This window comes from Erwinia sp. LJJL01, assembly GCF_047300805.2.
GTDB lineage: Bacteria > Pseudomonadota > Gammaproteobacteria > Enterobacterales > Enterobacteriaceae > Erwinia > Erwinia aphidicola.
Genome location: NZ_CP178576.1, coordinates 1,538,167 through 1,563,095, shown reverse-complemented (window position 1 = coordinate 1,563,095; position 24,929 = coordinate 1,538,167). Strand labels below are relative to the sequence as shown.

General features: G+C 58.3%; 18 protein-coding genes and 1 pseudogene. 5 read left to right on the top strand and 14 right to left on the bottom strand.

Translation table 11 applies throughout. The features are described 5' to 3' along the window. Window positions 1–48: 48 nt before the first annotated feature. From fabF to gntX, 3 genes are all read right to left on the bottom strand, one after another. A complete protein-coding gene (gene fabF, locus ACLI4M_RS08185) occupies window positions 49–1,332 on the bottom strand; it encodes a beta-ketoacyl-ACP synthase II (RefSeq protein WP_133622539.1) in 1,284 nt (427 codons plus the stop codon). 165 nt (window positions 1,333–1,497) lie between these two features. Further along, the gene (gene nfuA / locus ACLI4M_RS08180) at window positions 1,498–2,073 is read right to left on the bottom strand and encodes a Fe-S biogenesis protein NfuA (protein ID WP_133622540.1); all 576 of its coding nucleotides are present in this window, start codon (window positions 2,071–2,073) and stop codon (window positions 1,498–1,500) included. A gap of 58 nt (window positions 2,074–2,131) precedes the next feature. Continuing rightward, window positions 2,132–2,815 carry a DNA utilization protein GntX gene (gene gntX / locus ACLI4M_RS08175; RefSeq protein ID WP_099753507.1) on the bottom strand — a complete coding sequence of 228 codons (684 nt, stop codon included), beginning with the start codon at window positions 2,813–2,815 and terminating at the stop codon, window positions 2,132–2,134. A gap of 34 nt (window positions 2,816–2,849) precedes the next feature. Between gntX and bioH the strand changes: the two genes are divergently transcribed. After that, window positions 2,850–3,623: a pimeloyl-ACP methyl ester esterase BioH gene (gene bioH, locus ACLI4M_RS08170; RefSeq protein ID WP_133622541.1), complete on the top strand. Its 774-nt coding sequence runs from the start codon at window positions 2,850–2,852 to the stop codon at window positions 3,621–3,623. Between the two features lie 133 nt (window positions 3,624–3,756). Beyond that, window positions 3,757–4,023 (top strand): DUF1471 domain-containing protein, encoded by a 267-nt coding sequence (locus ACLI4M_RS08165; protein WP_048917698.1) that lies wholly within the window; start codon window positions 3,757–3,759, stop codon window positions 4,021–4,023. A 33-nt stretch (window positions 4,024–4,056) separates the two neighbouring features. On the opposite strand, the gene ACLI4M_RS08160 is transcribed toward ACLI4M_RS08165, so the two are convergent. The 5 genes from ACLI4M_RS08160 to greB form a co-directional block, all read right to left on the bottom strand. Next, window positions 4,057–5,745, bottom strand: a complete 1,689-nt coding sequence (locus tag ACLI4M_RS08160; RefSeq protein ID WP_133622542.1) for an alpha-amylase family glycosyl hydrolase — start codon at window positions 5,743–5,745, stop codon at window positions 4,057–4,059. Between the two features lie 81 nt (window positions 5,746–5,826). Next, window positions 5,827–8,130, bottom strand: a complete 2,304-nt coding sequence (gene feoB, locus ACLI4M_RS08155; protein ID WP_133622543.1) for a Fe(2+) transporter permease subunit FeoB — start codon at window positions 8,128–8,130, stop codon at window positions 5,827–5,829. Next, window positions 8,130–8,369 (bottom strand): ferrous iron transporter A, encoded by a 240-nt coding sequence (feoA, locus tag ACLI4M_RS08150; protein WP_048917691.1) that lies wholly within the window; start codon window positions 8,367–8,369, stop codon window positions 8,130–8,132. Before feoA ends, feoB begins: the two co-directional genes overlap by 1 nt. A gap of 152 nt (window positions 8,370–8,521) precedes the next feature. Continuing rightward, window positions 8,522–10,855 (bottom strand): Tex family protein, encoded by a 2,334-nt coding sequence (locus tag ACLI4M_RS08145; RefSeq protein ID WP_133622544.1) that lies wholly within the window; start codon window positions 10,853–10,855, stop codon window positions 8,522–8,524. 279 nt (window positions 10,856–11,134) lie between these two features. Continuing rightward, window positions 11,135–11,614 carry a transcription elongation factor GreB gene (gene greB, locus ACLI4M_RS08140; RefSeq protein ID WP_048917689.1) on the bottom strand — a complete coding sequence of 160 codons (480 nt, stop codon included), beginning with the start codon at window positions 11,612–11,614 and terminating at the stop codon, window positions 11,135–11,137. A gap of 290 nt (window positions 11,615–11,904) precedes the next feature. On the opposite strand from greB, the gene ompR reads away from it, so the two are divergent. Both ompR and envZ read left to right on the top strand, forming a co-directional pair. Beyond that, window positions 11,905–12,624: an osmolarity response regulator transcription factor OmpR gene (gene ompR / locus ACLI4M_RS08135; protein WP_001157751.1), complete on the top strand. Its 720-nt coding sequence runs from the start codon at window positions 11,905–11,907 to the stop codon at window positions 12,622–12,624. Continuing rightward, window positions 12,621–13,968: pseudogene (gene envZ / locus ACLI4M_RS08130) on the top strand (two-component system sensor histidine kinase EnvZ). Before ompR ends, envZ begins: the two are co-directional and overlap by 4 nt. A gap of 37 nt (window positions 13,969–14,005) precedes the next feature. Here the strand turns inward: envZ and kch are convergent. From kch to ACLI4M_RS08105, 5 genes are all read right to left on the bottom strand, one after another. Beyond that, a complete protein-coding gene (gene kch, locus ACLI4M_RS08125) occupies window positions 14,006–15,181 on the bottom strand; it encodes a voltage-gated potassium channel protein (RefSeq protein WP_133622545.1) in 1,176 nt (391 codons plus the stop codon). Between the two features lie 575 nt (window positions 15,182–15,756). After that, the gene (gene pckA / locus ACLI4M_RS08120; RefSeq protein WP_133622546.1) at window positions 15,757–17,376 is read right to left on the bottom strand and encodes a phosphoenolpyruvate carboxykinase (ATP); all 1,620 of its coding nucleotides are present in this window, start codon (window positions 17,374–17,376) and stop codon (window positions 15,757–15,759) included. Between the two features lie 373 nt (window positions 17,377–17,749). After that, window positions 17,750–18,628, bottom strand: coding sequence for an Hsp33 family molecular chaperone HslO (gene hslO / locus ACLI4M_RS08115; RefSeq protein ID WP_048917685.1), 879 nt, complete (start codon window positions 18,626–18,628; stop codon window positions 17,750–17,752). Window positions 18,629–18,653: 25 nt separating this feature from the next. After that, window positions 18,654–19,055, bottom strand: a complete 402-nt coding sequence (gene hslR / locus ACLI4M_RS08110; protein WP_133622547.1) for a ribosome-associated heat shock protein Hsp15 — start codon at window positions 19,053–19,055, stop codon at window positions 18,654–18,656. A gap of 144 nt (window positions 19,056–19,199) precedes the next feature. Beyond that, complete coding sequence (locus tag ACLI4M_RS08105; protein ID WP_133622548.1) at window positions 19,200–21,335, bottom strand: intracellular growth attenuator family protein; 2,136 nt, start codon at window positions 21,333–21,335, stop codon at window positions 19,200–19,202. 403 nt (window positions 21,336–21,738) lie between these two features. On the opposite strand from ACLI4M_RS08105, the gene nudE reads away from it, so the two are divergent. Then, the gene (gene nudE / locus ACLI4M_RS08100; protein WP_099753502.1) at window positions 21,739–22,305 is read left to right on the top strand and encodes an ADP compounds hydrolase NudE; all 567 of its coding nucleotides are present in this window, start codon (window positions 21,739–21,741) and stop codon (window positions 22,303–22,305) included. A 34-nt stretch (window positions 22,306–22,339) separates the two neighbouring features. On the opposite strand, the gene mrcA is transcribed toward nudE, so the two are convergent. After that, window positions 22,340–24,889, bottom strand: coding sequence for a peptidoglycan glycosyltransferase/peptidoglycan DD-transpeptidase MrcA (mrcA, locus tag ACLI4M_RS08095; RefSeq protein WP_048917681.1), 2,550 nt, complete (start codon window positions 24,887–24,889; stop codon window positions 22,340–22,342). Window positions 24,890–24,929: the final 40 nt, after the last annotated feature.

The window sequence follows — 24,929 nt, the reverse complement described above, 5'->3', positions numbered from 1 at the left end:
CAGAAGGTCGTCCCCTACAGCGGACCTTCTGTTTCGGTCCGCCCTGGTTTAAGGCGTAAAGGCTTTAAATATCACCGAGCCATTCACCCCGCCGAAGCCAAACCCGTTCACCAGCGTGCTGCCGATCGGCATCCGGCGCGCCTCATTCTGCACCACGTTTAACCCTTCAGCACCGCTGTCGAGCTGGGAAATATTCAGCGATGGCGGGGCAATACCGTCGCGCATTGCCAGCAGTGAGAAGATGGCGCCCACTGCACCCGCCGCACCCAGCAGGTGACCTGTGGCGGATTTGGTGGAGGAGATTGCGGTTTTCGCCCCGTCACCGAGCACGCGGCGTAACGCATTCATCTCCGCGAGGTCGCCGACCGGGGTGGAGGTCGAGTGCGCATTGATATAATCGATATCGCTGCCCGTCATCCCCGCCTGCTGCAGCGCAATGCTCATTGCCCTGGCTGCGCCTTCACCATCTTCCGGCCCGGCAGTGATATGGTATGCATCCGACGTGGTGCCGTAGCCGACCACTTCCGCCAGAATAGTGGCGCCGCGCTGCTGTGCGCTGCTCAGCTCTTCCAGCACCAGCATCCCGGCGCCTTCACCCATCACAAAACCGTCGCGGCGCTGATCGAACGGTCGTGAGGCCTGCTCTGGATGGTGGTTAAAGGCGGTTGAGAGGGCGCGTGCCGCCTGGAAGCCGCCGAGCGATACCGGGTTAATGCAGGACTCACTGCCGCCAACCACGGCGATATCCGCCTCATCATAGCGAATAGCGCGGAAACCATCGCCGATGCTCTGAATGCTGGCCGCACAGGCAGAAACTGGCGTGCCTAAGATGCCTTTAAAGCCGTATTTGATCGCCACATGCGACGAGGCAAGGTTGGCGATAAATGAGGGAATGGTAAACGGTGACAGCCTGCGACTGCCTTTCTCCGCCACGGTTTTCACCGCATTATTGATGGCGTGAAAGCCACCAATGCCGGTGGCAATAATCGTCGCGGTGCGCAGTTTTGCCGCTTCCGTCAGAGTGTGCAGCCCCGCCTGGCTTATCGCTTCTTCAGCGGCGGCCAGCGCCAGATGGATAAAGCGGTCAGCTTTACGCTGCTCCTTTGGGGGAATTAACGCATCGATATCAAAGCCGTACTCGGGGTCCTGAGCGACAGACTGAACCTGCCCGCCCACGCGAATGGCGGTGTCACCGTGCGCCTCTTCATCGAGATGACGAATGCCGGACTGCCCGGCGATCAGCCGCTGCCAGCTGCCTGCCACGCCGTTGCCCAATGGGCCAATCAGACCCATGCCGGTGATAACAACTCTTCTGCCAGTAGTATTCAACATGATGACCTGTAGGTTAGGGAAACTGATTTCAGTGTACACGTGTAAGCTGAAAGATCCACACTCAATCGCAGCGGGGGTAGGCGCGCTGAGACGGGAAAAGGGCCAGGATGAGGGGAATGGAGTGTAGGGGATGGGCAGGCCCATCCCGCTAGATAACGAGGTCAATCAGTAGAAGGAGTGCTCGCCGCGCTGGTGCTCGGTGAGGTCACGCACGCCCTTCAGCTCAGGGAAGGCGGCCAGCATCTCTTTTTCGATGCCCTCTTTCAGGGTCACGTCGACCATGGAACAGCCGTTACAGCCGCCGCCAAACTGCAGGATGGCGAAGCCTTCATCGGTGATTTCCATCAGCGAGACTTTGCCGCCGTGGCTGGCGAGCTGCGGGTTAATCTGGGCCTGCAGCAGGTACTCAACGCGCTCGACCAACGGCGCGTCGTCGTTCACTTTACGCATTTTGGCGTTTGGCGCTTTCAGCGTCAGCTGTGAACCCAGGTTATCGGTGACGAAGTCGATTTCCGCGTCTTCCAGATAAGGGGCGCTGAGCGCGTCAACGAAGGCGGACAGCTTCTCGAACTTTAGTTCGGTATCCGTCGCTTCTACTGCATCGGGCGGGCAGTAGGAGACGCCGCACTCTGCGGTCGGCGTACCCGGATTAATCACGAATACGCGAATTTGGGTGCCATCTTCCTGCTTTGACAGCAATTTTGAGAAGTGCTCTTGTGCAGAGTCGGTAATTAGGATCATGGCGATTGCTCAATAGTTGACTAATTTCGTTGGTTATAATACGCCCATCACCGACGCTCTACAAGGTTCGGCACAGGCACCATATCTGTATGCTGGCCGCGCCCTGGGCCAGCAAAATGCGGCTGATCTCAGCCACGGTACTGCCGGTGGTGACCACATCGTCCAGTAAGGCGATATGGTGACCGCGCACCTGCGTTTCAAGCCGAAACGCACCGCGCAGGTTTTTTCGCCGGGCGAGAGCCCCCAGGCGATGCTGCACTTTTCCAGCGCGCACCCGCGTTAGCGCATGCGGCAGATATTGGCACGGCGTCCAGCGCGCCAGCGCGCGGGCGATATCCTCTAACTGATTATAGCCACGCCGCCATGCCCGGTGATGATGCAGCGGCACGCTCAGCAGCAGGGAGGGGCGCATCAGCCCGTGGTCCCGCCGCCGCATTAACCAGCTTAGCAGTATTAGCCGCGCCAGCATTACCGCCTGTGCGGTGCCGTGATAAAACTTCAGGCGATTCACCAGCTGGCTGAGTGGCGGTTGCCAGGGCGTGACCGCAAGCAGCGCTCCCCAGGGCGGCGGGCGGCGCAGGCAGCGGCCACACTCGTGCAGGCCGCCATGGTGGCCTAATCCGCAGCGCGGGCAGCAGTGGCGGCGCAGCGGTAACCCCCGCAGACAAATGCTGCAGATCCCGTGGGCGGCCACAGCGAGCGGCATCTGGCATAGCCAACAGACAGCCGGCATTGGTAGCATAGCGACCTCATAAGCAAAAACAGGACCCTAACTCATGACGGCACTGCACTGGGAGACAATTGGACAGGGAGATCGCCATCTTGTGCTGCTGCACGGATGGGGGCTGAATGCGGGCGTGTGGCATTGCATCAGCGAGCGGCTCAGCGCACATTTTTGCCTGCACCTCGTTGACCTGCCGGGCTATGGCCGCAGCCGGAATTTTCCGGCGATGACGCTGGATGAGATGGTCGCGACGATTCTGCCGCAGGCACCTGAACGCGCTATGTGGCTCGGCTGGTCACTGGGTGGACTGGTGGCGAGCCAGCTGGCGCTGAGCCACCCTGAGCGCGTCAGCGGATTGATTAGCGTGGCTTCCTCCCCCTGCTTCAGCGCACAACCGCAGTGGCCGGGCATCAGGCCGGAAACCCTGAGCGGCTTCCAGCAGCAGCTCAGCGAAGATTTCCAGCGCACCGTGGAGCGTTTTCTGGCGCTGCAAACCCTGGGCACCGAGAGCGCGCGCCAGGATGCACGCCTGCTGAAAGGCGTGGTGCTGGAACAGCCGATGCCGACGCCGCAGGTGTTAAACGGCGGGCTGGAGATCCTGCGTACCGCCGATCTGCGCGCAGCGATGATCGTGCTGCAAATGCCGCTGCTCAGGCTGTACGGCGCACTCGATGGCCTGGTGCCGCGTAAGATTGCCGCGCTGCTGGATGAGCGCTGGCCGCACAGCCGCAGTCACATTATCGCCAAAGCTGCTCATGCACCCTTTATCTCCCATCCGGATGATTTTTGTCGTGAAGTGCTGGAGTTTGCGTCGCCAATACGTTGATAAACGTTGCAATAGTTACTACTTGCAACAATTTTGTCAGTTGCCGCACTTCGCGACAGCAACAATACTGTTTAACGGCAGCGCACGGCGCTGTCAGACAAACCGAAGTTTTGGCCTAAGGAGAGGATCCAGGATGAAAAAGATTATTGCTGTTACCACTCTGCTCGTCACCGCCGCATTCACCTTCAACGCCAGCGCTGCGCAAGAGATTTCGCGCGAAAAAGCGGCTGAGATGAAGCTGGAAAAAGTCGGCACCGTGACCACCAACTCAACGCTCGATCCGATGGATGCGAAAAAACACCTGTCAAAAAAGGCCGATGAGAAGGGCGGCAAGTATTTCGTGATTATCGCCGCAGATGAAGGCGACCATACTCACGCCCTGGCTGAAGTGTACAAGTAATCGATCTCCTGCCCACCGCGGGTGGGCAGTATTTTAGATTTTCAGCCAGCGAAAGCTCCACGGCGCCAGTTCCAGCCCCTGATGCCCATCCACCCGCTCATCATTCGCCACATCGCGATACCAGCGCGCTTCCGGCAGGGTATAGCTTACCGTTTTGCCACTCAGGTTGTAGACACACCACAGGCTCTCTTTTTCGTCCCGCGCCTGGCGCTGCATCACCAGCAGTGAATTATCGCTGTCGGCGATATGCATCGGGTTATCCGGATGGAACGCGGGCTGGCGTTTACGCACCTGCACCAGCTGGCTGAGCGCATACCACACCCGGTAGCGCAGGGAATCGGTCTCGCTCAGCGCCTGCTCAATGTCGCTGACGGCGTATTTCTGCCGGTTAATCGCCCGGTTATGCCCCGCTGCTTTTACCCCCTCCATATCATTGCGCGAGCCGAGAATGCTCTGGATATAAATCGCCGGCACGCCGGGGAAGGCCAGCAGCAGGGCATGCGCCAGCAGAAAGCGCTGCAGGCGGGTATCGTCATCGTCATCCCGTTGGTTCAGCGCATCCATATAGGTGACGTTGATTTCATACGGGCTGGTGCTGCCGTCAGGATTATTTTTATAGGAGATCAGCGCGCCTTCCATCGCCAGATCGCGCACCAGCGAGACAATTTCGGTTTCCGGCAGGATGCCGCGCAGCGGGTTCAGGCCGATGCCGTCGTGCGAAGCGAGGAAGTTGAAAAAGGTGGTGCTGCCACCGCTGCTGTCGAGCGAGGCCGCCCACTGGCGCAGTGCGCGCGCGGAACCGTAGTGAATAGCGTGCAGCACCAGCGGCGGCAGGGAAAACTGGTACACCATCTGCGCTTCATCGCGGCCGTTGCCGAAGTAGCTGATATTGTCTTTGTGCGGCACGTTGGTTTCCGTTACCACCACGGTGCCTGGGGCGACTTCGTTGGCAATGGCGCGGAACAGTTTCACCAGCTGGTGGGTTTTCTCCAGATGGATGCAGGAGGTGCCGGGGGTTTTCCACATATAGCCCACGGCATCCAGCCGCACATAGTCGGCACCTTTTTTCAGGTAGTCGAGCAGCACGTTAACCATAGCGATCAGCACTTGTGGATTGGCGAAGTTCAGGTCGATCTGGTCCGCGCTAAAGGTGGTCCAGATATAACGCGTTTCGCCGTCGGCCATGGTAAACGGCGTCAGCAGCGGCGAGGTGCGTGGGCGGGTCACGGCTGTTAAATCGGTGGCGGGGGGTATGCTGATAAAGAAGTCATCCCAGCCGGGATCCTGCGCCAGATAGTGCGCGAACCAGGCGCTGTGCGCGGACATATGATTGCAGACAAAATCGAACATCAGGCGCGTGTGCTGGTGCAGCTCGGCGATCTCCTGCCAGCTGCCGCACCGGGGATTAACCTGGTGATAATCTATCACCGAGAAGCCGTCGTCGGATGAATACGGGAAAAAGGGCAGCAGGTGAACCAGGTTAAAACTGGACTGTAAATGCTGCTGATAGAAGCGTGAGAAGGTGGTCAGGGTAGGGGTATCGTCCTGATGAAACTGGTCGGCATAGGCGATCAGCACCACATCGTTTTCATCCCAGTGGGCTTTTCGCTGCTGATGAATCTGCGCCCGCGCCTCGTCAATCAGCGTATGCAGGCGCTGCAGGTACGATGGCGGAAATGCGTATTCGTAGATCTTATCTATTAAGTTATTGATAATATCCATTTTTATTTCGGCTGCCACCGCAGGTGAAAAATCAGGCGTTATTTTTCACTGTAGACGCTGGTCACAAAATCGCAACTTACATCAGTGGCAATTGTCGCTTTTTGCGCAACCAGAGCAGCCGCTCACCCCATTTTTTACCGGGATTAGCCCCGGCCGGATGCGGATGCGTCGCAGGACTAGCAGCAGTAACGCATTAATCAGTATCACGCTGGCGATGATCAGCAGGCTGCTACGCGGGTGCTGGTCAAAACGGGCAAGTTGATAGAACAGGGCAGAGAGTGAGTACGCCAGATCGATGCCCCACACGACAGAGAAGAGCATCCAGCGGGCGCTGCTTTCGCGCGCGATGGCTCCCATCACCGAGACGCAAGGGACATACAGCAGCACAAAGATCAGGTAGCTGTAGGCGGCGGCATCGCTGGCAAATTTACTGTGCATGGTACCCATCGCACCGCTGGCCATTTCGGCATCGCCTTTACTGGCTTCAATCGGGTTCGCCAGCACGCTGAGGCTGAACGTCGCCCGCACGCTTTGCCAGGTTTGCACGGCGGCCTCCTTGAGCTGATCGATCAGGCTAAACTGCGCCGCGTCAAACGGCTGCCGCTGCAGCGCTTCTGCGGTGTAGAGCGTGTTGAGCGTGCCGACCACCACCTCCTTCGCCATTGCCCCGGTCAGCAGCCCGACGGTCGCCTGCCAGTTATCGCGTTGCACGCCAATCGGCGACAGCAGCGGGGTCAGCGTGCGGCTGACGCTGGCGAGGGCCGAGTCGTTGAGGTTACTGACCGGCTGACCGCTGAAGGTAAAACTGTTCAGCCCGCCAATCACGACGCTGACCAGCACAATCACTTTGCCCGCGCGCAGCGCAAAGCCGCGCAGACGCTGCCACGTCTGTAACAGCAGACTTTTAAGGTGCGGAACGTGCCATGTGGGCAGCTCCATCACAAACGGGCTGGCCGCGCCGCGCATCAGCGTATGCTTGAGCAGCAGGCCGGTCGCGATAGCGGCACCCATGCCGAGCAGATAAAGGCTGAATACCACCAGCGCCCCGCGCTGACCAAAGAACGCTGCCGCAAACACCGCGAAGATAGCCAGGCGTGCCCCGCAGGAGATAAACGGCGCCATCAGCACGGTAATCAGGCGCTCACGCGGGGCATCAAGCGTACGCGCACCCATGACTGACGGGACATTGCAGCCAAAGCCGACAATCAGCGGCACGAAAGATTTCCCCGGCAGGCCAAGCGCCTGCATCAAGCGGTCCATCACAAAGGCGGCACGCGCCATATAGCCAGAATCTTCCAGCAGTGAGAGAAACAGGTACATCATGCCGATCTGGGGGATAAGCGGCATCACCGTATTGATACCACCGCCAATCCCCTGCGCCAGAAACAGCGTCAGCCATTCTGGCAGGTGCAGCGTGATGCCCAGCCACTGCGTACCCTGAATAAACAGCGCCGCCGACCCGAGGTCGAACAGCGGCTGTAGCGCACCGCCGAGATTAATGGCGAGGAAAAACATCAGGTACATCACCAGCAGGAAGAAGGGCAGACCAAGCCAGCGGTTCATCGTCAGGCGGTCGAGATGCTGTGACACCCCCTTGCGCGTTCCCTGCTGCTGAATGGCCTGGCAGCACAGGGTTTCAATCGTCTGATAGCGGCTGCTGACGATGCTTTGCGCCACGTCTGCTCCTGCCTGCCGGGATACGGCGGGCAGCAGCCGGGCGGCATCCACGGCCTGCTGCTGGCTCCAGATATCCCCTTCCAGCATTTGCAGCGCCAGCCACTTTTTTTGCGCCGGCGAGAGGGGGGCCGCCATGGCCGCAGCCAGCTGTGCTACCGCCTGTTGCACCGCAGCAGGGTAGGCGACACCGATCTGCGCGCCGCGAGGTGGGTAATGGTCAATCGCCTGTTTCAGCCGATCAATCCCGCGGCCCCGAGTGGAAACCAGCGGCACTACCGGGCATCCCAGCGCCTGCTCCAGCGCCGCAATGTCTATTGTGATCTGCTGGCTTTCGGCCATGTCCAGCATGTTCAGCGCGATGATACAGGGCAGGCCCATCTCCAGCAGCTGCAGCGTAAGGTAGAGATTGCGCTCCAGATTGCTGGCATCCACCACGTTGATCACCAGCGAAGCCTCCATGCTCAGCAGGTACTGACAGGCGATCTGCTCATCCAGCGATGCCTGCTCCGAGAGAGTGGTCAGCGAGTAACAGCCGGGCAGATCGACCAGCTTCACCTGATGCCGGGCGGTGGTAAAGCGTCCCTCTTTACGCTCAACCGTGACGCCCGCCCAGTTGCCGACGCGCTGGCGCGCCCCGGTCAGCTGATTAAACAGGGTGGTTTTGCCAACGTTTGGGTTACCGGTCAGGGCGAGAGTCGTGTTTTTCATTAAGCTCCCTCCCCGGCTTCAATGGCTTCAAGCAGCAGCAGGGAAAGCTCTTTGCGGCGCAGCATCAGGCTGGTACGGCGGGTTTCGATATGCAGCGGGTCGCCGAGCGGCGCTACGCGCACCAGGGTAAAGCAGGTGCCGGGCAGCAGGCCCTGCGCCATCAGTTTCTGACGAAAAGCCGCGCTGAGCGTGGGAGAAAAACCGGTAATCCGGTAGCTGTGCTGGGGGATCAGTTGCATTGTCCTGGCCTGCTGAGATGTTGGACGGGAGAGTGAAACAATGAATTTTAATGAGAATGATTATTGCTCACATTGATATTGAGCAAGGTTATAGCGGAGAACGGGAGCGGTTTTTTGCAAAAAAGGGCGGGCCTGGCAGCCCGCCCTGAGGTTTAGCTCTTTTTACCAAACGCGGCGGCGAGGGCATCGCCCATCGCGCTGTTACCGGCGGGCTGCGCGGCCGGGCGTGGCTTGCTGCCTTTTGCCGGGCGCGCATTGTCACGGCCGTTAGCCGCGCTGCTACCGCCGCCACGACGCGCGTTGGTTTCACCCGGCTGCTCGTCCAGGCGCATGGTCAGGGCGATACGCTTGCGCTGCAGATCCACTTCCATCACCTTCACTTTGACGATATCCCCGGCTTTCACCACTTTATGCGGATCATCAACAAACTTGTCGGAGAGGGAGGAGATATGTACCAGGCCGTCCTGATGCACGCCGACATCGACGAACGCGCCGAAGTTGGTGACGTTGGTGACGGAGCCTTCCAGCACCATGCCCGGCAGCAGATCGTTCATGGTATCAATGCCGTCGGCAAACTGGGCGGTTTTGAACTCTGGACGCGGATCGCGCCCCGGTTTTTCCAGCTCTTTGATGATATCGCTGACGGTTGGCACGCCGAAACGCTCGTCGGTGAAATCGACCGCGCGCAGGTCGCGCAGCACGGACGGGTTCCCCATCAGCTCATTCAGCGCCTGTTCGGTGGCGGCGAGAATGCGCTCCACCACCGGGTACGCTTCCGGGTGCACCGTGGAGGCATCCAGCGGGTTATCGCCCTGTGAGATGCGCAGGAAGCCCGCGCACTGCTCAAAGGCTTTCGGTCCAAGGCGGCCCACTTTTAGCAGCTGCTGACGGTTCTGGAAGCGGCCGTTCTCATCACGCCAGCTGACAATATTCTGCGCGATCATTTTGCTCAGGCCGGCCACGCGGGTCAGCAGCGGCACTGAAGCGGTGTTCAGATCCACGCCTACGCCGTTTACGCAGTCTTCCACTACCGCATCCAGCTTCTTCGCCAGCTGGCTCTGACTCACGTCATGCTGGTACTGGCCCACGCCGATGGATTTAGGGTCGATCTTCACCAGCTCGGAGAGCGGATCCTGCAGACGGCGGGCAATGGATACCGCACCACGAATCGAAACGTCCAGGTCCGGGAACTCCAGCGCCGCCAGTTCAGAGGCGGAATAGACTGACGCGCCCGCCTCGCTGACGATCACTTTCTCGCCTTTCACCTGCGGGAACTGCTTCTGCACCTCAATGTAGAAACGCTCGGTTTCGCGTGAGGCGGTGCCGTTACCGATGGCCACCAGCTCAACGTTATGTTTGGTGCACAGCGCGGCCACTGTCGCCGCCGCTTTGGCGGTCTGCCCGGTGTGCGGGTAGATGGTATCGGTGGCAACCAGCTTGCCGGTCGCATCCACTACCGCTACTTTCACGCCGGTACGCAGGCCCGGATCGAGACCCATAGTGGCGCGCATCCCGGCCGGGGCCGCCATCAGCAGGTCATGCAGGTTGCGGGCAAACACGTTAATCGCTTCGTCTTCCGCCCGCTCGCGCACCGTGCCCATCAGCTCGGTTTCGAGGTGCAGCAGCACTTTGATGCGCCAGGTCCAGCTCACCACGGCTTTACGCCAGGCATCGGCCGGAGCGTTGTTGAGACGCAGGTTGAGGTGCTCGGTAATAATCTGTTCGCCGTGGCTTTCACGCGGCGGCTCGTCAAACTGCGGGTCGGCATTCAGCGACAGCTGCAGGATGCCTTCGTTGCGGCCACGGAACATGGCCAGTGCGCGGTGGGAAGGCACGCCGGACAGGGCTTCGTGATGGTCAAAGTAGTCGCGGAATTTCGCGCCTTCTTCCTGCTTGCCGTCAACCACGCGGGAGACGAGGTGAGCATTTTTCCACAGGTATTCACGCACTTTTGCCAGCAGGCTGGCGTCTTCGGCAAAGCGCTCCATCAGGATATAGCGCGCGCCATCCAGCGCCGCTTTGCTGTCGGCAACGCCTTTATCGGCGTCAACATAGCCCACAGCCAGCTGCTCAGGATCGTGTTTTGGCTCCTGCCACAGCGTGTTGGCCAGCGGTTCCAGACCGGCTTCAATGGCGATCTGCCCGCGCGTGCGGCGCTTCTGTTTATACGGCAGGTAGAGATCTTCGAGTTCGGTTTTGCTCAGCGTGGCGTTAATCGCCGCGGCCAGCTCGTCGGTCAGTTTGCCCTGATCGGCGATGGATTTCAGAATGGACTGGCGGCGGTCAGCGAGTTCGCGCAGGTAGCCAAGGCGGGTTTCCAGCTGGCGCAGCTGGGTGTCGTCCAGCCCGCCGGTCACTTCCTTACGATAACGTGCGATAAACGGCACGGTATTACCTTCGTCCAGCAGGCGAACAGCGGCTTCAACCTGTTCAGCTCGGGCCTGCAGTTCACTTGCAATCAGGCGGCTCAGCGAATCTTTCATCATTGGGATACTTTAATGGCTTAAGAAATTGGCAACAGTTATACGGATTGCAGCGGCAGAATGCTACTTTACCCTTCATACTTCAAGCCGCAGGCGCGTTGGCTACATTCGTTCACCCGAATCACTTACTTATGTAAGCTCATCGGGATTAGTGAGCCTCATCCCTGAGGCTCAGCCTCCGGCCAGCGTTGCTCAAATCGGTTCCCGACCGATTTGTCGCTCATTTGCCGCCTTCCTGCACCTCGAATTATTTTGGGTAAAAACAGGCCGCCGCGGTGCGGATTAGGATTCTTTAACGTAGCGGATGTCGTTGACGTACCACAGCGCTTCACCGACCGGCGTTTGCACGGTGGCGGCATCGCCGACCTCCTTCTTTAGCAGGGCGCGCGCCATCGGTGAGTCGATGGAGATGTAATCGTTACGGCCAAAAATTTCGTCATAGCCGACGATGCGAAAACGCTTGATCTCCCCGTCGTCATTCTCCACTTCCACCCAGGCGCCAAAGAACACTTTGCCATCCTGCTGCGGACTGTAATCGACGATGCGCAGCTGCTCCAGGCACTTGGTCAGGTAGCGCACCCGGCGGTCAATTTCCCGCAGGCGCTTCTTGTTGTACTGATAGTCGGCGTTTTCACTGCGGTCGCCAAGGCTGGCCGCCCAGGTCACCTTCTTCGTCACTTCCGGGCGCTCTTCGCGCCAGAGAAAATCCAGCTCTTTCTTTAGCAGATTGTAGCCTTCACGGGTAATCAGTTTTGTTTTCATCGTTCAGCCATCATCGTCGCGGTTTGCCCGCTATTTTGTGATGCCCGGCGTGCGGATGCAAATCACGCATTGCGAATTATCCCCGAACGTTACTGCTTGTTTGTTCTGACAAATACCGCGCGTGAACTTTGTGCTTCAGCCGTGGTTTTTTGCCAGAATTTCAAGATAAGCTGCTGTTTAATATGCTTTGTAACAATTTCGGCTACAATATAAACCATTATTGACTGTTACATTCAGGCATCTTTTTTGAAAATACCAGCTCAGGCAATAGCGCCTTTGGGAGTCACTCAATGCAAGAAAATTACAAAATCCTGGTGGTCGATGATGACATGCGTTTACGTGCGCTACTGGAACGCTATCTGACCGAACAGGGTTTCCAGGTGCGTAGCGTGGCAAATGCCGAGCAGATGGACCGTCTGCTGACGCGTGAATCCTTCCATCTGATGGTGCTGGACCTGATGTTGCCGGGCGAAGATGGCCTGTCGATCTGCCGCCGTCTGCGCAGCCAGAGTAACCCGATGCCGATCATTATGGTGACCGCGAAAGGTGAAGAAGTGGACCGTATCGTCGGGCTGGAAATCGGCGCGGATGACTACATTCCGAAGCCTTTCAACCCGCGTGAGCTGCTGGCGCGTATCCGTGCCGTGCTGCGCCGTCAGGCCAATGAGCTGCCGGGCGCCCCTTCGCAGGAAGAGGCGGTGATTGCCTTTGGTAAGTTCAAGCTGAACCTCGGCACGCGTGAGATGTTCCGTGAAGATGAGCCTATGCCACTGACCAGCGGTGAGTTTGCGGTACTGAAAGCGCTGGTCAGCCACCCGCGTGAACCGCTGTCGCGTGACAAGCTGATGAACCTGGCGCGTGGCCGCGAGTACAGTGCGATGGAGCGTTCTATCGACGTGCAGATCTCCCGCCTGCGCCGCATGGTGGAAGAAGATCCGGCCCATCCGCGCTACATCCAGACCGTCTGGGGCCTGGGTTATGTCTTCGTGCCGGACGGCAGTAAGGCATGAGGCGACTCCGCTTCTCTCCCCGCAGTTCATTTGCCCGCACGCTACTGTTGATCGTTACCTTGCTGTTTGTCAGCCTGGTAACGACCTATCTGGTGGTGCTTAACTTTGCCATACTGCCCAGCCTGCAGCAGTTTAACAAAGTGCTGGCGTATGAAGTGCGCATGTTGATGACCGACCGGCTGCAGCTGGAAGATGGCACGCAGCTGGAAGTGCCGCCGGCATTTCGCCGTGAGATATACCGCGAGTTGGGCATTTCGCTGTATACCAATGCGGCGGCGGAAGAGAGCGGATTACGCTGGGCGCAACACTACGAATTCCTCAGCCAGCAGATGGCGCAGCAGCTCGGTGGCCCGACCGATGTGCGCGTCGAGGTGAATAAAAACTCACCGGTGGTCTGGCTGAAAACCTGGCTGTCGCCCGATATCTGGGTGCGCGTGCCGCTGACTGAAATCCATCAGGGCGATTTCTCGCCGCTGTTCCGCTACACGCTGGCGATCATGCTGCTGGCGATTGGCGGTGCGTGGCTGTTTATCCGCATCCAGAACCGACCCCTTGTGGAGCTGGAGCATGCTGCGCTGCAGGTGGGTAAAGGGATTATTCCGCCGCCGCTGCGCGAGTATGGCGCGTCCGAGGTGCGTTCAGTTACCCGGGCTTTTAACCAGATGGCTTCCGGCGTTAAGCAGCTGGCCGATGACCGTACCCTGCTGATGGCCGGGGTCAGTCACGATCTGCGCACGCCGCTGACGCGTATCCGTTCTGGCGACCGAGATGATGTCGGAGCAGGACGGCTACCTTGCGGAGTCGATTAACAAAGATATCGAAGAGTGTAATGCGATTATCGAACAGTTTATCGACTATCTGCGCACCGGCCAGGAGATGCAGTTTGAGCGTGCCGACCTCAACAGCGTGCTGGGCGAAGTGGTGGCCGCAGAGAGCGGCTACGAGCGTGAAATTGAAAATGCGGTGATGTCCGCCGAGCTGATGCTGGATATCAACCCGCTGGCCATCAAACGTGCCGTGGCGAATATGGTGGTTAACGCTGCCCGTTACGGTAACGGTTGGATTAAAGTCAGCTCCGGACGCGAGTTGCAGCGCGGTTGGTTCCAGGTGGAAGATGACGGCCCGGGCATTGAGCCGGACCAGCTGAAGCATCTGTTCCAGCCGTTTGTGCGCGGCGATAGCGCGCGCAGTACCAGCGGCACCGGCCTCGGCCTGGCGATTGTGCAACGCATTATCGATGCGCATCAGGGAACGCTGGAGATCGGCAAGAGCGATAAAGGCGGTCTGCGCATTCGTGCTTACCTGCCGCTGCCTCCGGCCAGCCTGCCCGGCCCGGTGGCGTAATCGGAGACCGGGTAGGGGCGTGGCATGCCGCGCCCGGTTAATCCGTGTTAACGTGACCAAAAAACAGCTCGGCAATCTTCGCATTGTCGATCGTCTCCCCGCTTAACGTCCGCACCAGGAACTCACTGCCCAGCAGCTGCAAAGAGATCACAATATCGGGCTGCACGCGCTTAATCTTCTGCAGATGCTGACTGTCGTTCACCAGGCAGATGGTGCGCGTTGCGCTACCGCCCGCCTCTTTTGCCGCCAGCACGATAAACGCATTCTCCGAATCATCGTTGCGCAGAGCGAGGATAAACTTCGCGTGTGCCGATCCCGCCTCCGTTAACACTTCCGAGCTGGAAGGATCGCCGATGACCAGGTCAGTATCCGGCGGATACTGGTGCGCCAGCCCTTCCGGTACAATCACCGTTAACGCTTCCCCGCGCTGCTTCAGGCCGAGATAGACGCTGTGCGCCAGCGGCGTAGCACCGGCGATAATAAAATGATTTTTACGCATCACGCGGGTAAACCTCCCTTTGATAATTCTTTTCATATTGCCGCCCAGCACCGGGCCGATAATTACGCTGACCGACGTGGCAAACACCGTGATGCCCAGCAGAATAATGGAGACGGTAAACAGGCGCGCATGGGGGGTGAGCGGCACGATATCGCCAAAGCCTGCCGTCGACATACTGACGATTGAATAGTAGAACGCCATGGTGAGATCGCTGATGTGTGGCCGGAACTCTTCGCCGAGGTACAGCGAGCCTAGTACGCCATACAGCAGCAGCGAGGTGATGCTGAGCAGGGCAAACAGGCTGCCTGCGGCCAGGCTGGCATGATGAAAGCGCCGCCAGAACCACAGCAGCAGCAGGGTGTTGCCGAGCGTGGCGTACAGCAGCAGGTGCCGCGTATGCGGGTTGTTAAGTTCAAACAGCATCATCGCCAGCAGCAGCAGCAGTGAGAAAGCCCAGGCGATGCGCGCGCGCAGCAGTAAACCACAGCCGATAATCATCAGGCTCAGGCCGAGCATAAAGCGCGGGATCTCCAGCAGGCCAAACACCAGCAGGGCATTTTTCCAGGTGGTAAAACCGTCAATCACACCGGGCACGGAGTGCCATGCGTGGTGCAGGGAAGGGTGCAGAAAAAGATAGCCATTTATCGTCACCAGGCAGGCCAGCAGGTGAACGGGGTTAAACAGATAAAGCGTGTGGTGCAGCAGGCGTTTCACGTCACTGTGTTTCCAGAGCCAAGTCGGGATCCTATTTTAGCAGTTTGTCAGGTCGGACAATGAGTAATGTGCGATAGAAGGCTGCTGGGTTTAAGCCAAAATGGGTCGACCGGAAAAAAGGGTCGACCCATGAGGGATCCCCACAAAAATTGATCTGGATTTTATCGCGGTATGAGAGGTGACAGGTTTCAGGAGGGAGGGCTGCTTTCCGCACCGGCATGAATACATCCCTGTAGCCTGGCTCACGGCCATCCCTGGCCGTGGGCCTGCTGCAATCAGCCCTCCCTCCTTGCACCCAAAGCCGCAGCGTCGCGGTTTGAAACCCACAGCGAGCACGATGCGAGTGGGGGATGAGCTTGGCCTGAGGTAAGCCGGACGTCACGCGGCAGGGATGCCGCGTGCCGAGGCCCGCAGGGAGCGTCTTTTGCCGTTCCGGCGTGCTCAGACTGAGCTCAGACCGGTTAGCGGACGTTTAGCGAGGGATGTCATTTCTGGGAATACCTCAGGGGTCGACCCCTACGGCATTCTTGCAGTTGTAGGGGCAGACCTCTTTTTCGGTCGCCCCGTGATTATTTTCAGAGAGCAGGTCCGGCCTTCACCAGCGCCTCACCGGCATGCGTGTCGGTGAACTTATCGAAGTTGGTGATAAAGCGCTGCGCCAGGTCGCGGGCTTTCACTTCCCAGTCGGCGGTGCTGGCGTAGGTGTTGCGCGGATCGAGCAGGTGGCTGTCGACGCCCGGCAGCGCCAGCGGTATCTCAAGGTTGAAAATCGGCAACGTTGCCGTCTCCGAATCGGCGATTTCACCGCTGAGGATCGCGTTGATGATGGCGCGGGTATCCTTCAGCGAGATGCGCTTGCCGCTGCCGTTCCAGCCGGTATTCACCAGCCAGGCTTCCGCTCCCGCGGCCTGCATGCGCTTCACCAGCACTTCAGCGTACCGGGTAGGGTGCAGCGTCAGGAACGCGGCGCCAAAGCAGGCGGAGAAGGTTGGGGTGGGCTCGGTTACGCCGCGCTCGGTGCCCGCCAGTTTGGCGGTAAAGCCGGACAGGAAGTGATACTGCGTCTGTTCTGGCGTCAGGCGCGACACCGGCGGCAGCACGCCAAAGGCATCGGCGGTCAGGAAGATCACTTTCTTCGCATGGCCTGCTTTTGATACCGGTTTAACAATGTTGTCGATGTGGTAGAGCGGGTAGGAAACGCGGGTGTTTTCGGTTTTGCTGCCGTCGTCGTAATCCACCGTTCCATCGGCGCGCACCACCACATTTTCCAGCAGCGCGTCGCGGCGGATAGCGTGATAGATCTCGGGTTCAGCCTGCTCGGACAGTTTGATGGTTTTGGCGTAGCAGCCGCCTTCAAAGTTAAACACGCCGTCGTCGTCCCAGCCATGCTCGTCATCACCAATCAGCTGGCGCTGCGGGTCGGTCGACAGGGTGGTTTTGCCAGTGCCGGACAGGCCAAAGAACACCGCCACATCGCCTTTTTCACCGACGTTGGCCGAACAGTGCATCGCGGCAATGCCCTTAAGCGGCAGCAGGTAGTTCATGATGGCGAACAGCCCCTTTTTCATCTCGCCGCCGTACCAGGTACCGCCAATCAGCTGGATTTTCTCCGTCAGGTTAAACGCCACAAAGTTCTCTGAATGCAGCCCCTGAGCCTGCCAGTCCGGGTTGGTGCATTTCGCCCCGTTCATCACCACAAAGTCAGGCTTAAAGTCAGCCAGACCCTGCGCATCCGGGCGGATAAACATGTTTTTGACGAAGTGGGCCTGCCAGGCGACTTCGGTAATAAAGCGCACGCTCAGGCGGCTGTCCGGGTTGGCGCCGCACCAGGTATCGACCACAAATAAGCGCTTACCAGAGAGCTGGGTGGTGACGAGGTTTTTCAGCGACTGCCAGTTCTCCTGCGACAGCGGCTGATTGTCATTCTTGCCTTTACCCTGGTCATTCCACCACAGCGTGTCGCGCGTGACGTCATCGCGCACGATATATTTATCTTTTGGCGAGCGGCCGGTAAAAATACCGGTATCGACGGCAACCGCGCCTGATTGGGTCACTATTCCGCGTTCAAAACCCTGTAAACCGGGCTGGGTTTCTTCCTTAAACAGCGTGTCATAATCGGGGTTATGAACTACCTCAACCGTATCAGTGATGCCATAAGCAACGAGGTCCTGCTTGGTCAGGTCGTTAGCGCGCATGTTACTGCTCCTTTGTCGGTTTTTTGTACTGCTGCAGATGTAGGGGTGTTTCGACGATTTTGCCGTAATGCCTGGCACATTCGGGCGGCTGGCACCGTGACGATCGCGCGCAGTTTACACCTGTCAGACGACAGAGAAAGAGGCAAAAGGAAGAAATGAGAGGCGACACGCGATTCGCTGTAAAGCGGCGTGATTTGTTTCATTTATTAACTAAAGTAAGTGCGATAAGCCAGTGATAAATATCGTGGAATTGCGCATGAAATGGTTGAAAACTCGGCATATTGGCGATAGAAAGTATCGCATTTTTTTGCTACGAGAAGTTTGTTATGCACAGCAGGAGAGTGCAGGGCCAGGAAGACCTGGCCCGAAGGGATCAGTGAACCTGTTGGTCACCGGCAGCTGAATCATTACGGATGGCCGCGATGTCTACGCTGTCAAAGACGTAGTGGTTGCCGCAGTAGTCACAGTGCATGTCGATCTCACCGTCTTCCTGCAGGATCTGATCCACTTCTTCCGGCGGCAGCGTGCTCAGCACATCACCACAGCGCTCGCGCGAGCAGGTGCATTTAAAGCAGACGTTTTGCGGCTCGAACAGCGTGACTTCTTCCTCGTGGAACAGGCGCCACAGCACCTCGTTCGCCGGCAGGTCCAGCAGCTCTTCGGTCTTGATGGTTTCTGTCAGCGTCGCCAGATGGTTGAACTCATCCAGGCTGGCATCCTGCGCGGGCAGCACCTGCAGCAGAATGCCGCCTGCGCCCGCTTTGCCTTCACTTTCGCCGGTGCGGATAAACAGACGGGTTGGCAGCTGCTCAGAGCGCATGAAGTAGTCCTCAAGACACTCTGCCAGCGTTTCGCCTTCCAGCCCAACCACGCCCTGATAGCGCTCACCCTCTTTTGGCGAGATGGTGATCACCAGGTAGCCGTTACCGACCATCTCTTTCAGGCTGCTGCCGTCAGCAATCTCGCCCTGCATACGGGCCACGCCGCGCATCTCCTGCTGATTATTACCGTTAATAACCGCCATATTCAGTGCGCCATCACCCTGCAGCTGGACCGTGATGTCGCCGTCAAACTTCAGGGTGGCGGTCAGCAGGCTGGTCGCTACCAGCAGTTCGCCAAGCACCTGCTGCACCGGCTGTGGGTAGTCGTGGCCGTCGATAATCTCGCGCCAGGTCTGGGAAATACCTACCAGTTCGCCACGCACGGCGTGATTTTCAAACAGGAAGCGGTGCATCTGGTCTTGCTGGGACATAAGTTTTTCTCTCTTTAATGGCGCGTTATTCGTCGCCAGAATTTTTAAATTTCATCAGGTCGCGACGCTCCTTTTTATCCGGGCGTCGGTCCGGGTGCGGCATACTGAGCGCATTCATTTTGCGTGCCTGCGCGACCTTTTCCCGTTTTTCAATACTTTCTGCCGTCTCGCGATACAGCTGCTGGGCAATCGCTGCCGGACCGCGCTTATCACTGATGCCTTCGATCACCACGGTGCGCTGGTCATTACCCTGGCGCAGCACCAGCTCAGCATCGACTTCAACCAGCTTGCTGGGTTTACTGCGCTGGCCGTTGTAATGCACCTTGCCGCCTTCAATCATCTCGCGTGCCGCAGCACGGGTTTTATAAAAGCGGGCGGCCCAGAGCCATTTATCAAGCCGCACCCCTTCTGTGGGTTTCTCTTTCATCGCTGGGTTCCTTTTTGGATTCACCTTATATATGGGGCTAACGCCATAAATCAAGGCGCGCTGCGGCGGATACTCACGCGCAACGTGTTCAGGCAGGTAAAGCGGAGAGTCTCAGCCTTAAAAATAGCACAGATGCGGCGATGCTCAGAACATCGGCCGCACGGTCTGGATGTCGCTGAGCGAGTGGTTAAAGCACTTCTCATAATACTGATGAATTTCCATCAGGCGCACGCGGTGGCGATGCATGCGGCGCAGCGCCAGCAGGCTGTTAATCACCAGGCTCAGCGCCAGCACCAGCAGTAACAGACTGCTGGCAAGATAGCGCCACAGGGTGAGGCTATCCGGTTCACTGTGCAGAGCGATGTGGCGCGTGCCGTTGGCATCGGTGGTGATGCTGGTAATAATGCCGCTGGCGCTAAACGGAGTGTGCAGCAGCATGCCGGAGAGCCGCTGCAGTTCCGGCCACTGGTCCGGCGCGTTGTAATCAAACAGTGAGACCGCCGGTGCTGGCTGATTGACGAACTGACGGCCCTCATCGCTGAGGATCAGGAAGCCACCCGGGGGAGGGCTGTTCAGCGCTTCTGCCGCACGGCGCGTTTCGCGGTAGAAGAAGGAAGAGGTGGCGGTATTGACCAGATTTTCCAGCGCTTCTGCACTGACCGGGCGCAGCAGCACGTTCATGCCGTTCAGCGCGCCGGAGTTAGCGCGGTGCACCAGCGTTTGCCAGTCTTTCGCGTTCCCCAGGTTGACCAGCGCATTTTTCAGGCGCACACAGTCCTGCTCCTGGCTGCACAGATCCTGGGTTTTCTGCACGATATCGGAGAAGTCATCCAGCAGGATCATGCCCGACTTCTGAATGGCGGTCGCCAGCTGCGGGTTAAGTTTCGGGTCGGTACTGGACTGCGGGTGCAGCTGCATGCTGGTGGTGTCCAGCAGCGCCGTTGCCTTATCGATAATATCGGACTGCGGCAGCGGCAGCGGTTCCGCATTGTTCCAGTACATGGCCGAACAGTCGAACGGCATAAACGCATAGCTACGGTTGCCCTGGTAGGTCGCCGGGATCGAACACATTCCGCTGCCGTTTACCTTCAGGCTGTCACCGACGTGCAGCGGGGCTTTTTCCAACTCGCTGACCTGGGTAACCTGCAAACTTTCCGTGCCTTTGATCCACGCCAGGCTAAGTTTCAGCGGCATGCTGAGCGGGATCCAGCTTATCAGCAGCGCCAGCAGGATCAGCGAACCCACCGCCAGCACGACGTTTTTACGCCAGCGCTGGACAGGGAAGTTGCGCACCTCATCCTGTAGCGAGAGGAAGCGCCCCTGGCGCACCACCTGACGGTTGAGGTAGATATCAATTTCGGTGGTCTGGCCAAGGTCCTGGGCGACATAGGGTTGCCAGTGCGGCGGGTAGATTAAGTCGATAATGCCGAGCGAGATATTGCTGGCCTGCCCCTGATTAGATTCGCCAAACAGTCCCCAGCGCTTCGGCGCGCCGCGCAGGCAGTGAATTTCGCGCAGATCATTTTCGCCTGGGCGGCGATAGATAAACCAGGCACTGACCGCGATGATGGCAACGCCCGCCAGCATCAGCCAGGGCATCAACACTATCGGCCCGACCAGGCTGATAAAGAACAGCAGCAGCGCGATACAGATAGCGACCGCTTCACGCGTGCCGTCAGGTCGGCTCAGCGCGTACTCTTCTGCACTCTCTTTGCGCACGCTTAGCAGCTCAATATTTTCGCCCTCTTCCTTACGGATAGAGGCATTCTGCCCGGTGGCGCGCACCATTGGCGTCAGCGCGGGCGCTTCCCAGCTGTACTGCGTCAGCGAGTGACCATTGAGTGAGATCACCAACGGAATGGTTTGCGTTTTGATCAGCTCAACATAGTTCTCTTCCGCGATATGTTGTTCCCACAGCGGCGGCAAATGCACTTCGACGGCATCAAGGTAGTAGCGCCATTTGTGGGGTTCATCGGTAGAGAGGCCGTAGCGGGTAATCGAGCGGGTGACGGGGTAGACATTGTTGCTTTGCGAGGTGAGCACCAGCTGATCGGGCGAACTGCTGGCTCCGCTGGGCAGAGTCTGATTTTGGCTGCCCAACTGCGCCACGTAGCGTTCAACCGCCGCGCGCTCTTCGTTGCTCAGCTTGCGATAGGGGGGACTTATGAATGGCAGTGGTTTCGCCAACGGCGGGCGATGCCGCATAGCGTACCAAAAGAAACAACCTGCCGTTACCGAGCAGGCCAGCATTACAGCCAATATGATGACTATTGTGCTCATGCTTCCCTCATTCCTGCCACAATGCTCCTGTCGACGTTCTCGCGTAAGACTGTGTCATATCTAACCCAATTGTGGCGAGTTTAAACAGTGCTGGCTGTCAGCTGTGTGATTAAAAATAGCGCTAAAAATCATAAAATTAGAATAATTGTATACCATGGCCGATGTAGATGTTACCAGGCATTTGGCCACTTAAGTATCGGCATATTCCTATTTATTAGTCTGATAATTGACATTCTTTAAAAGATTTTTCTCATGTTTACAATGATTTGTTATAAATAAGTAAAATGATTCATGCGATGATTGGTTTCCTGCGGCGGCTACCGCACAATGGACAATAACACGGTCAGCACCTGAATTCGCCGGGTGGATGACGCTCACTTTTTGGCTTTTCGCTGGGGCCCTTATGACCAGACAATTACAAAAACCTGCCATCCTTAATGTTGAGGTCGCAGCGCGATCGAAACTGTTCACGGTGGAATCGGTCGACCTTGAGTTCAGCAACGGCCAGCGCCGGGTCTATGAGCGCATGCGATCTTCAGGCCGGGAAGCGGTGCTCATCGTGCCGATCATTGATGATCATCTGATCCTGATCCAGGAGTACGCGGTCGGGCTGGAGAGCTACGAACTGGGCTTCCCGAAAGGGTTGATCGACCCGGGTGAAACACCCTTTGACGCTGCTAACCGCGAGCTGAAAGAGGAGGCGGGCTTTGGCGCGCATCAGCTGGAGCAGCTGGGTAAACTGACCATGGCGCCGTCTTATTTCTCCAGTCAGATGAATATCGTGGTGGCGGAAGGGCTTTATCCGGAAAAGCTGGAGGGTGACGAGCCTGAACCGCTGCCGCAGATGCGCTGGCCGCTGAACAATCTGCTGGCGCTGCTGGAGGAGCCGGATTTCCGCGAGGCGCGCAACGTCAGCGCGCTGTTCCTGGTGCGCGAGTGGCTGGTGAAGCAGGGCAGGGTAACGTATTAAAAAAAATGCCGGGCGATTGCCCGGCATTTTTGTATCAGAACAGCTCGTGGCTTTCGCCGTTATCCATCAGCGTGGTGCCGACGTCATGCACTGAATACTCCGTCGGCTGGGTGCCGTTGATAAAGTATTCGTCGCGGGTATTGCCGCCGCCGTTCGCCAGCTTGCCGGTGCTGCGGTCAATCTTCACCGTCACCACCCCTTCCGGCGGCGTCAGCGGCTGCAGCGGAACGCCGTCCAGCGCCGCTTTCATGTAATCATCCCAGGCTGGCTGTGCGCTCTTGGCGCCGCCTTCATAGCCGGAGATCTGATCTTTAATCGCTCCGGAAGCCGTGGTGCGCCCCAGATCGCGGCGGTGATCGTCAAAGCCGATCCACACGGATGTCACCACCCCAGGACCGTATCCGGAGAACCAGGCATCCTTCGAGCTGTTAGTGGTACCGGTTTTACCGCCGATATCATTACGCTTAAGGTCACGCCCGGCGCGCCACCCGGTACCCATCCAGCCCGGTTCGCCGAAGATGTTGGAGTTCATCGCGCTCTTGATCAGGAACGACAGCGGCGTGTTAATCACGTGCGGCGCATACTCCGGCTGTTCGTCCTGCTTATGCTGAGGAACCTGCTCCAGCTCCGGTTTCGGCACGACAGGGTTAGTGCCTTCCTGCGAAACTGCGACGTTTTCCACGCTGTCTTCACTCAGCGCCACCGCTTTTTTGGTTTCGCCGTAGATCACCGGCAAATTGCACTCCGGGCAGGCCACTTTTGGCTTCGCTTCAAAGACTTTATTCCCCTCTTCATCCTCGATGCGGGTAATAAAGTACGGGTCTACCAGGAAGCCGCCGTTAGCCATCACCGAGTACCCGCGCACCATCTGCAGCGGCGTAAAGGCCGCCGAGCCGAGCGCCAGCGATTCGGTGTGCACGATGTTCTGAGCCGGGAAGCCAAAGCGCTGTAAATATTCCGCGGCGTAGTCGACGCCCATGGCGCGCATGGCGCGCACCATCACCACGTTCTTCGACTCACCCAGCCCCTGACGCAGGCGAATCGGGCCGGCATAGCTATTAGGCGAGTTTTTTGGGCGCCAGTCGGCACCGGCACCGGCATCCCAGCGGGAAATCGGCACATCGTTGAGGATCGACGCCAGCGTCAGGCCACGATCCATGGCGGCGGTGTAGAGGAACGGTTTGATATTTGAACCGACCTGGCGCAGCGCCTGGGTTGCGCGGTTGAACTTGCTCAGATTGAAGTCGAAACCGCCAACCAGCGCGCGTACTGCGCCGTCATGCGGGTCGAGCGATACCAGCGAAGAGTTGACGTCCGGCACCTGAGCCAGCTGCCAGTCGTTGTCGACCTTGCGTACCCAGATCTGCTGGCCCGGCTGCAGTACCTGGCTAACCGAGCGCGGAGTGGCGCCCTGTAAGGTGTCGGACTTGTATGGACGCGCCCAGCGCACCGCAGCCAGATTGAGCGCGATGTTGCTGCCGTCACGCATCGCCACGGTAGCTTCATCACTGCTGCTGGCGGTCACTACCGCCGGGAACAGCGGGCCGTAAACCGGCAGCGCTTTCAGCGTTTTCAGGATTTGAGCGTGATCCCACGCTGGCTGGCCGGCTTTCCACAGTTCGCTGGACGGGCCGCGATAGCCGTGGCGCATATCATAGGCAATGACGTTGTCCTGCACCGAGTCCTGCGCCGCCAGCTGCAGCTTGCGGGTCACGGTGGTGTAAACCTTGTAGCCGTCGTTATAGGCGTTTTCGCCATAACGTTTAATCATCTCCTGGCGCACCATTTCGGTCAGGTACGGTGCGGAGAAAGCGATTTCCGGCGCGTGATAGTTCGCCACCAGCGGCGTGTTGCGCGCTTCTGTGTACTGCGCCTGGCTGATGTAATGCTGGTCAAGCATGCGCGCCAGCACGGTGTTGCGGCGCTGTACGGCACGATCGTGCGAGTAAAGTGGGTTAAAGGTCGACGGCGCTTTAGGCAGGCCGGCGATCATCGCCATTTCACTCAACGACAGCTGATCAACATTCTTACCAAAGTAAACCTGGGCTGCAGCCCCCACGCCGTAAGCGCGATAGCCGAGGTAGATTTTGTTCAGATACAGCTCAAGGATCTCGTCTTTACTCATCATCTGCTCAATGCGGATGGCGAGGAAAGCCTCCTTGATCTTACGCATCAGCGTGCGTTCGGGGCTGAGGAAGAAGTTACGCGCCAGCTGCTGAGTGATGGTACTGGCACCCTGCGAAGCATGGCCGGAAACCAGTGCAATACTGGCGGCACGGAAGATGCCGATCGGATCGACGCCGTGATGCTCGTAGAAGCGGCTATCTTCGGTCGCGATGAAGGCTTTCACCATCTGCGGCGGGATTTCCTGCAGGGTCAGGGGAATACGGCGTTTCTCACCGTACTGCGCGATAAGCTCGTTATCGGCACTGTAAACCTGCATAGGCGTCTGCAGACGCACATCTTTCAGCGTGGCGACATCGGGCAGCTGCGGCTCTATATATTTGTATAAACCATAGATCGAGCCTGCTCCCAGCAAAATGCAACACACTGCAAGGATCAATAAATACTTTACGAACTTCACCTGATATTTCCCATTTAAAGTCGATTGGGCAGTTTATAAA

Excerpts from the sequence above, each read along its gene's own strand:
- fabF (WP_133622539.1), bottom strand. The coding sequence starts at position 1,332 with ATGTTGAATACTACTGGCAGAAGAGTTGTTATCACCGGCATGGGTCTG.
- nfuA (WP_133622540.1), bottom strand. The coding sequence starts at position 2,073 with ATGATCCTAATTACCGACTCTGCACAAGAGCACTTCTCAAAATTGCTG.
- gntX (WP_099753507.1), bottom strand. The coding sequence starts at position 2,815 with ATGCTACCAATGCCGGCTGTCTGTTGGCTATGCCAGATGCCGCTCGCT.
- bioH (WP_133622541.1), top strand. The coding sequence starts at position 2,850 with ATGACGGCACTGCACTGGGAGACAATTGGACAGGGAGATCGCCATCTT.
- ACLI4M_RS08165 (WP_048917698.1), top strand. The coding sequence starts at position 3,757 with ATGAAAAAGATTATTGCTGTTACCACTCTGCTCGTCACCGCCGCATTC.
- ACLI4M_RS08160 (WP_133622542.1), bottom strand. The coding sequence starts at position 5,745 with ATGGATATTATCAATAACTTAATAGATAAGATCTACGAATACGCATTT.
- feoB (WP_133622543.1), bottom strand. The coding sequence starts at position 8,130 with ATGAAAAACACGACTCTCGCCCTGACCGGTAACCCAAACGTTGGCAAA.
- feoA (WP_048917691.1), bottom strand. The coding sequence starts at position 8,369 with ATGCAACTGATCCCCCAGCACAGCTACCGGATTACCGGTTTTTCTCCC.
- ACLI4M_RS08145 (WP_133622544.1), bottom strand. The coding sequence starts at position 10,855 with ATGATGAAAGATTCGCTGAGCCGCCTGATTGCAAGTGAACTGCAGGCC.
- greB (WP_048917689.1), bottom strand. The coding sequence starts at position 11,614 with ATGAAAACAAAACTGATTACCCGTGAAGGCTACAATCTGCTAAAGAAA.
- ompR (WP_001157751.1), top strand. The coding sequence starts at position 11,905 with ATGCAAGAAAATTACAAAATCCTGGTGGTCGATGATGACATGCGTTTA.
- pckA (WP_133622546.1), bottom strand. The coding sequence starts at position 17,376 with ATGCGCGCTAACGACCTGACCAAGCAGGACCTCGTTGCTTATGGCATC.
- hslO (WP_048917685.1), bottom strand. The coding sequence starts at position 18,628 with ATGTCCCAGCAAGACCAGATGCACCGCTTCCTGTTTGAAAATCACGCC.
- hslR (WP_133622547.1), bottom strand. The coding sequence starts at position 19,055 with ATGAAAGAGAAACCCACAGAAGGGGTGCGGCTTGATAAATGGCTCTGG.
- ACLI4M_RS08105 (WP_133622548.1), bottom strand. The coding sequence starts at position 21,335 with ATGAGCACAATAGTCATCATATTGGCTGTAATGCTGGCCTGCTCGGTA.
- nudE (WP_099753502.1), top strand. The coding sequence starts at position 21,739 with ATGACCAGACAATTACAAAAACCTGCCATCCTTAATGTTGAGGTCGCA.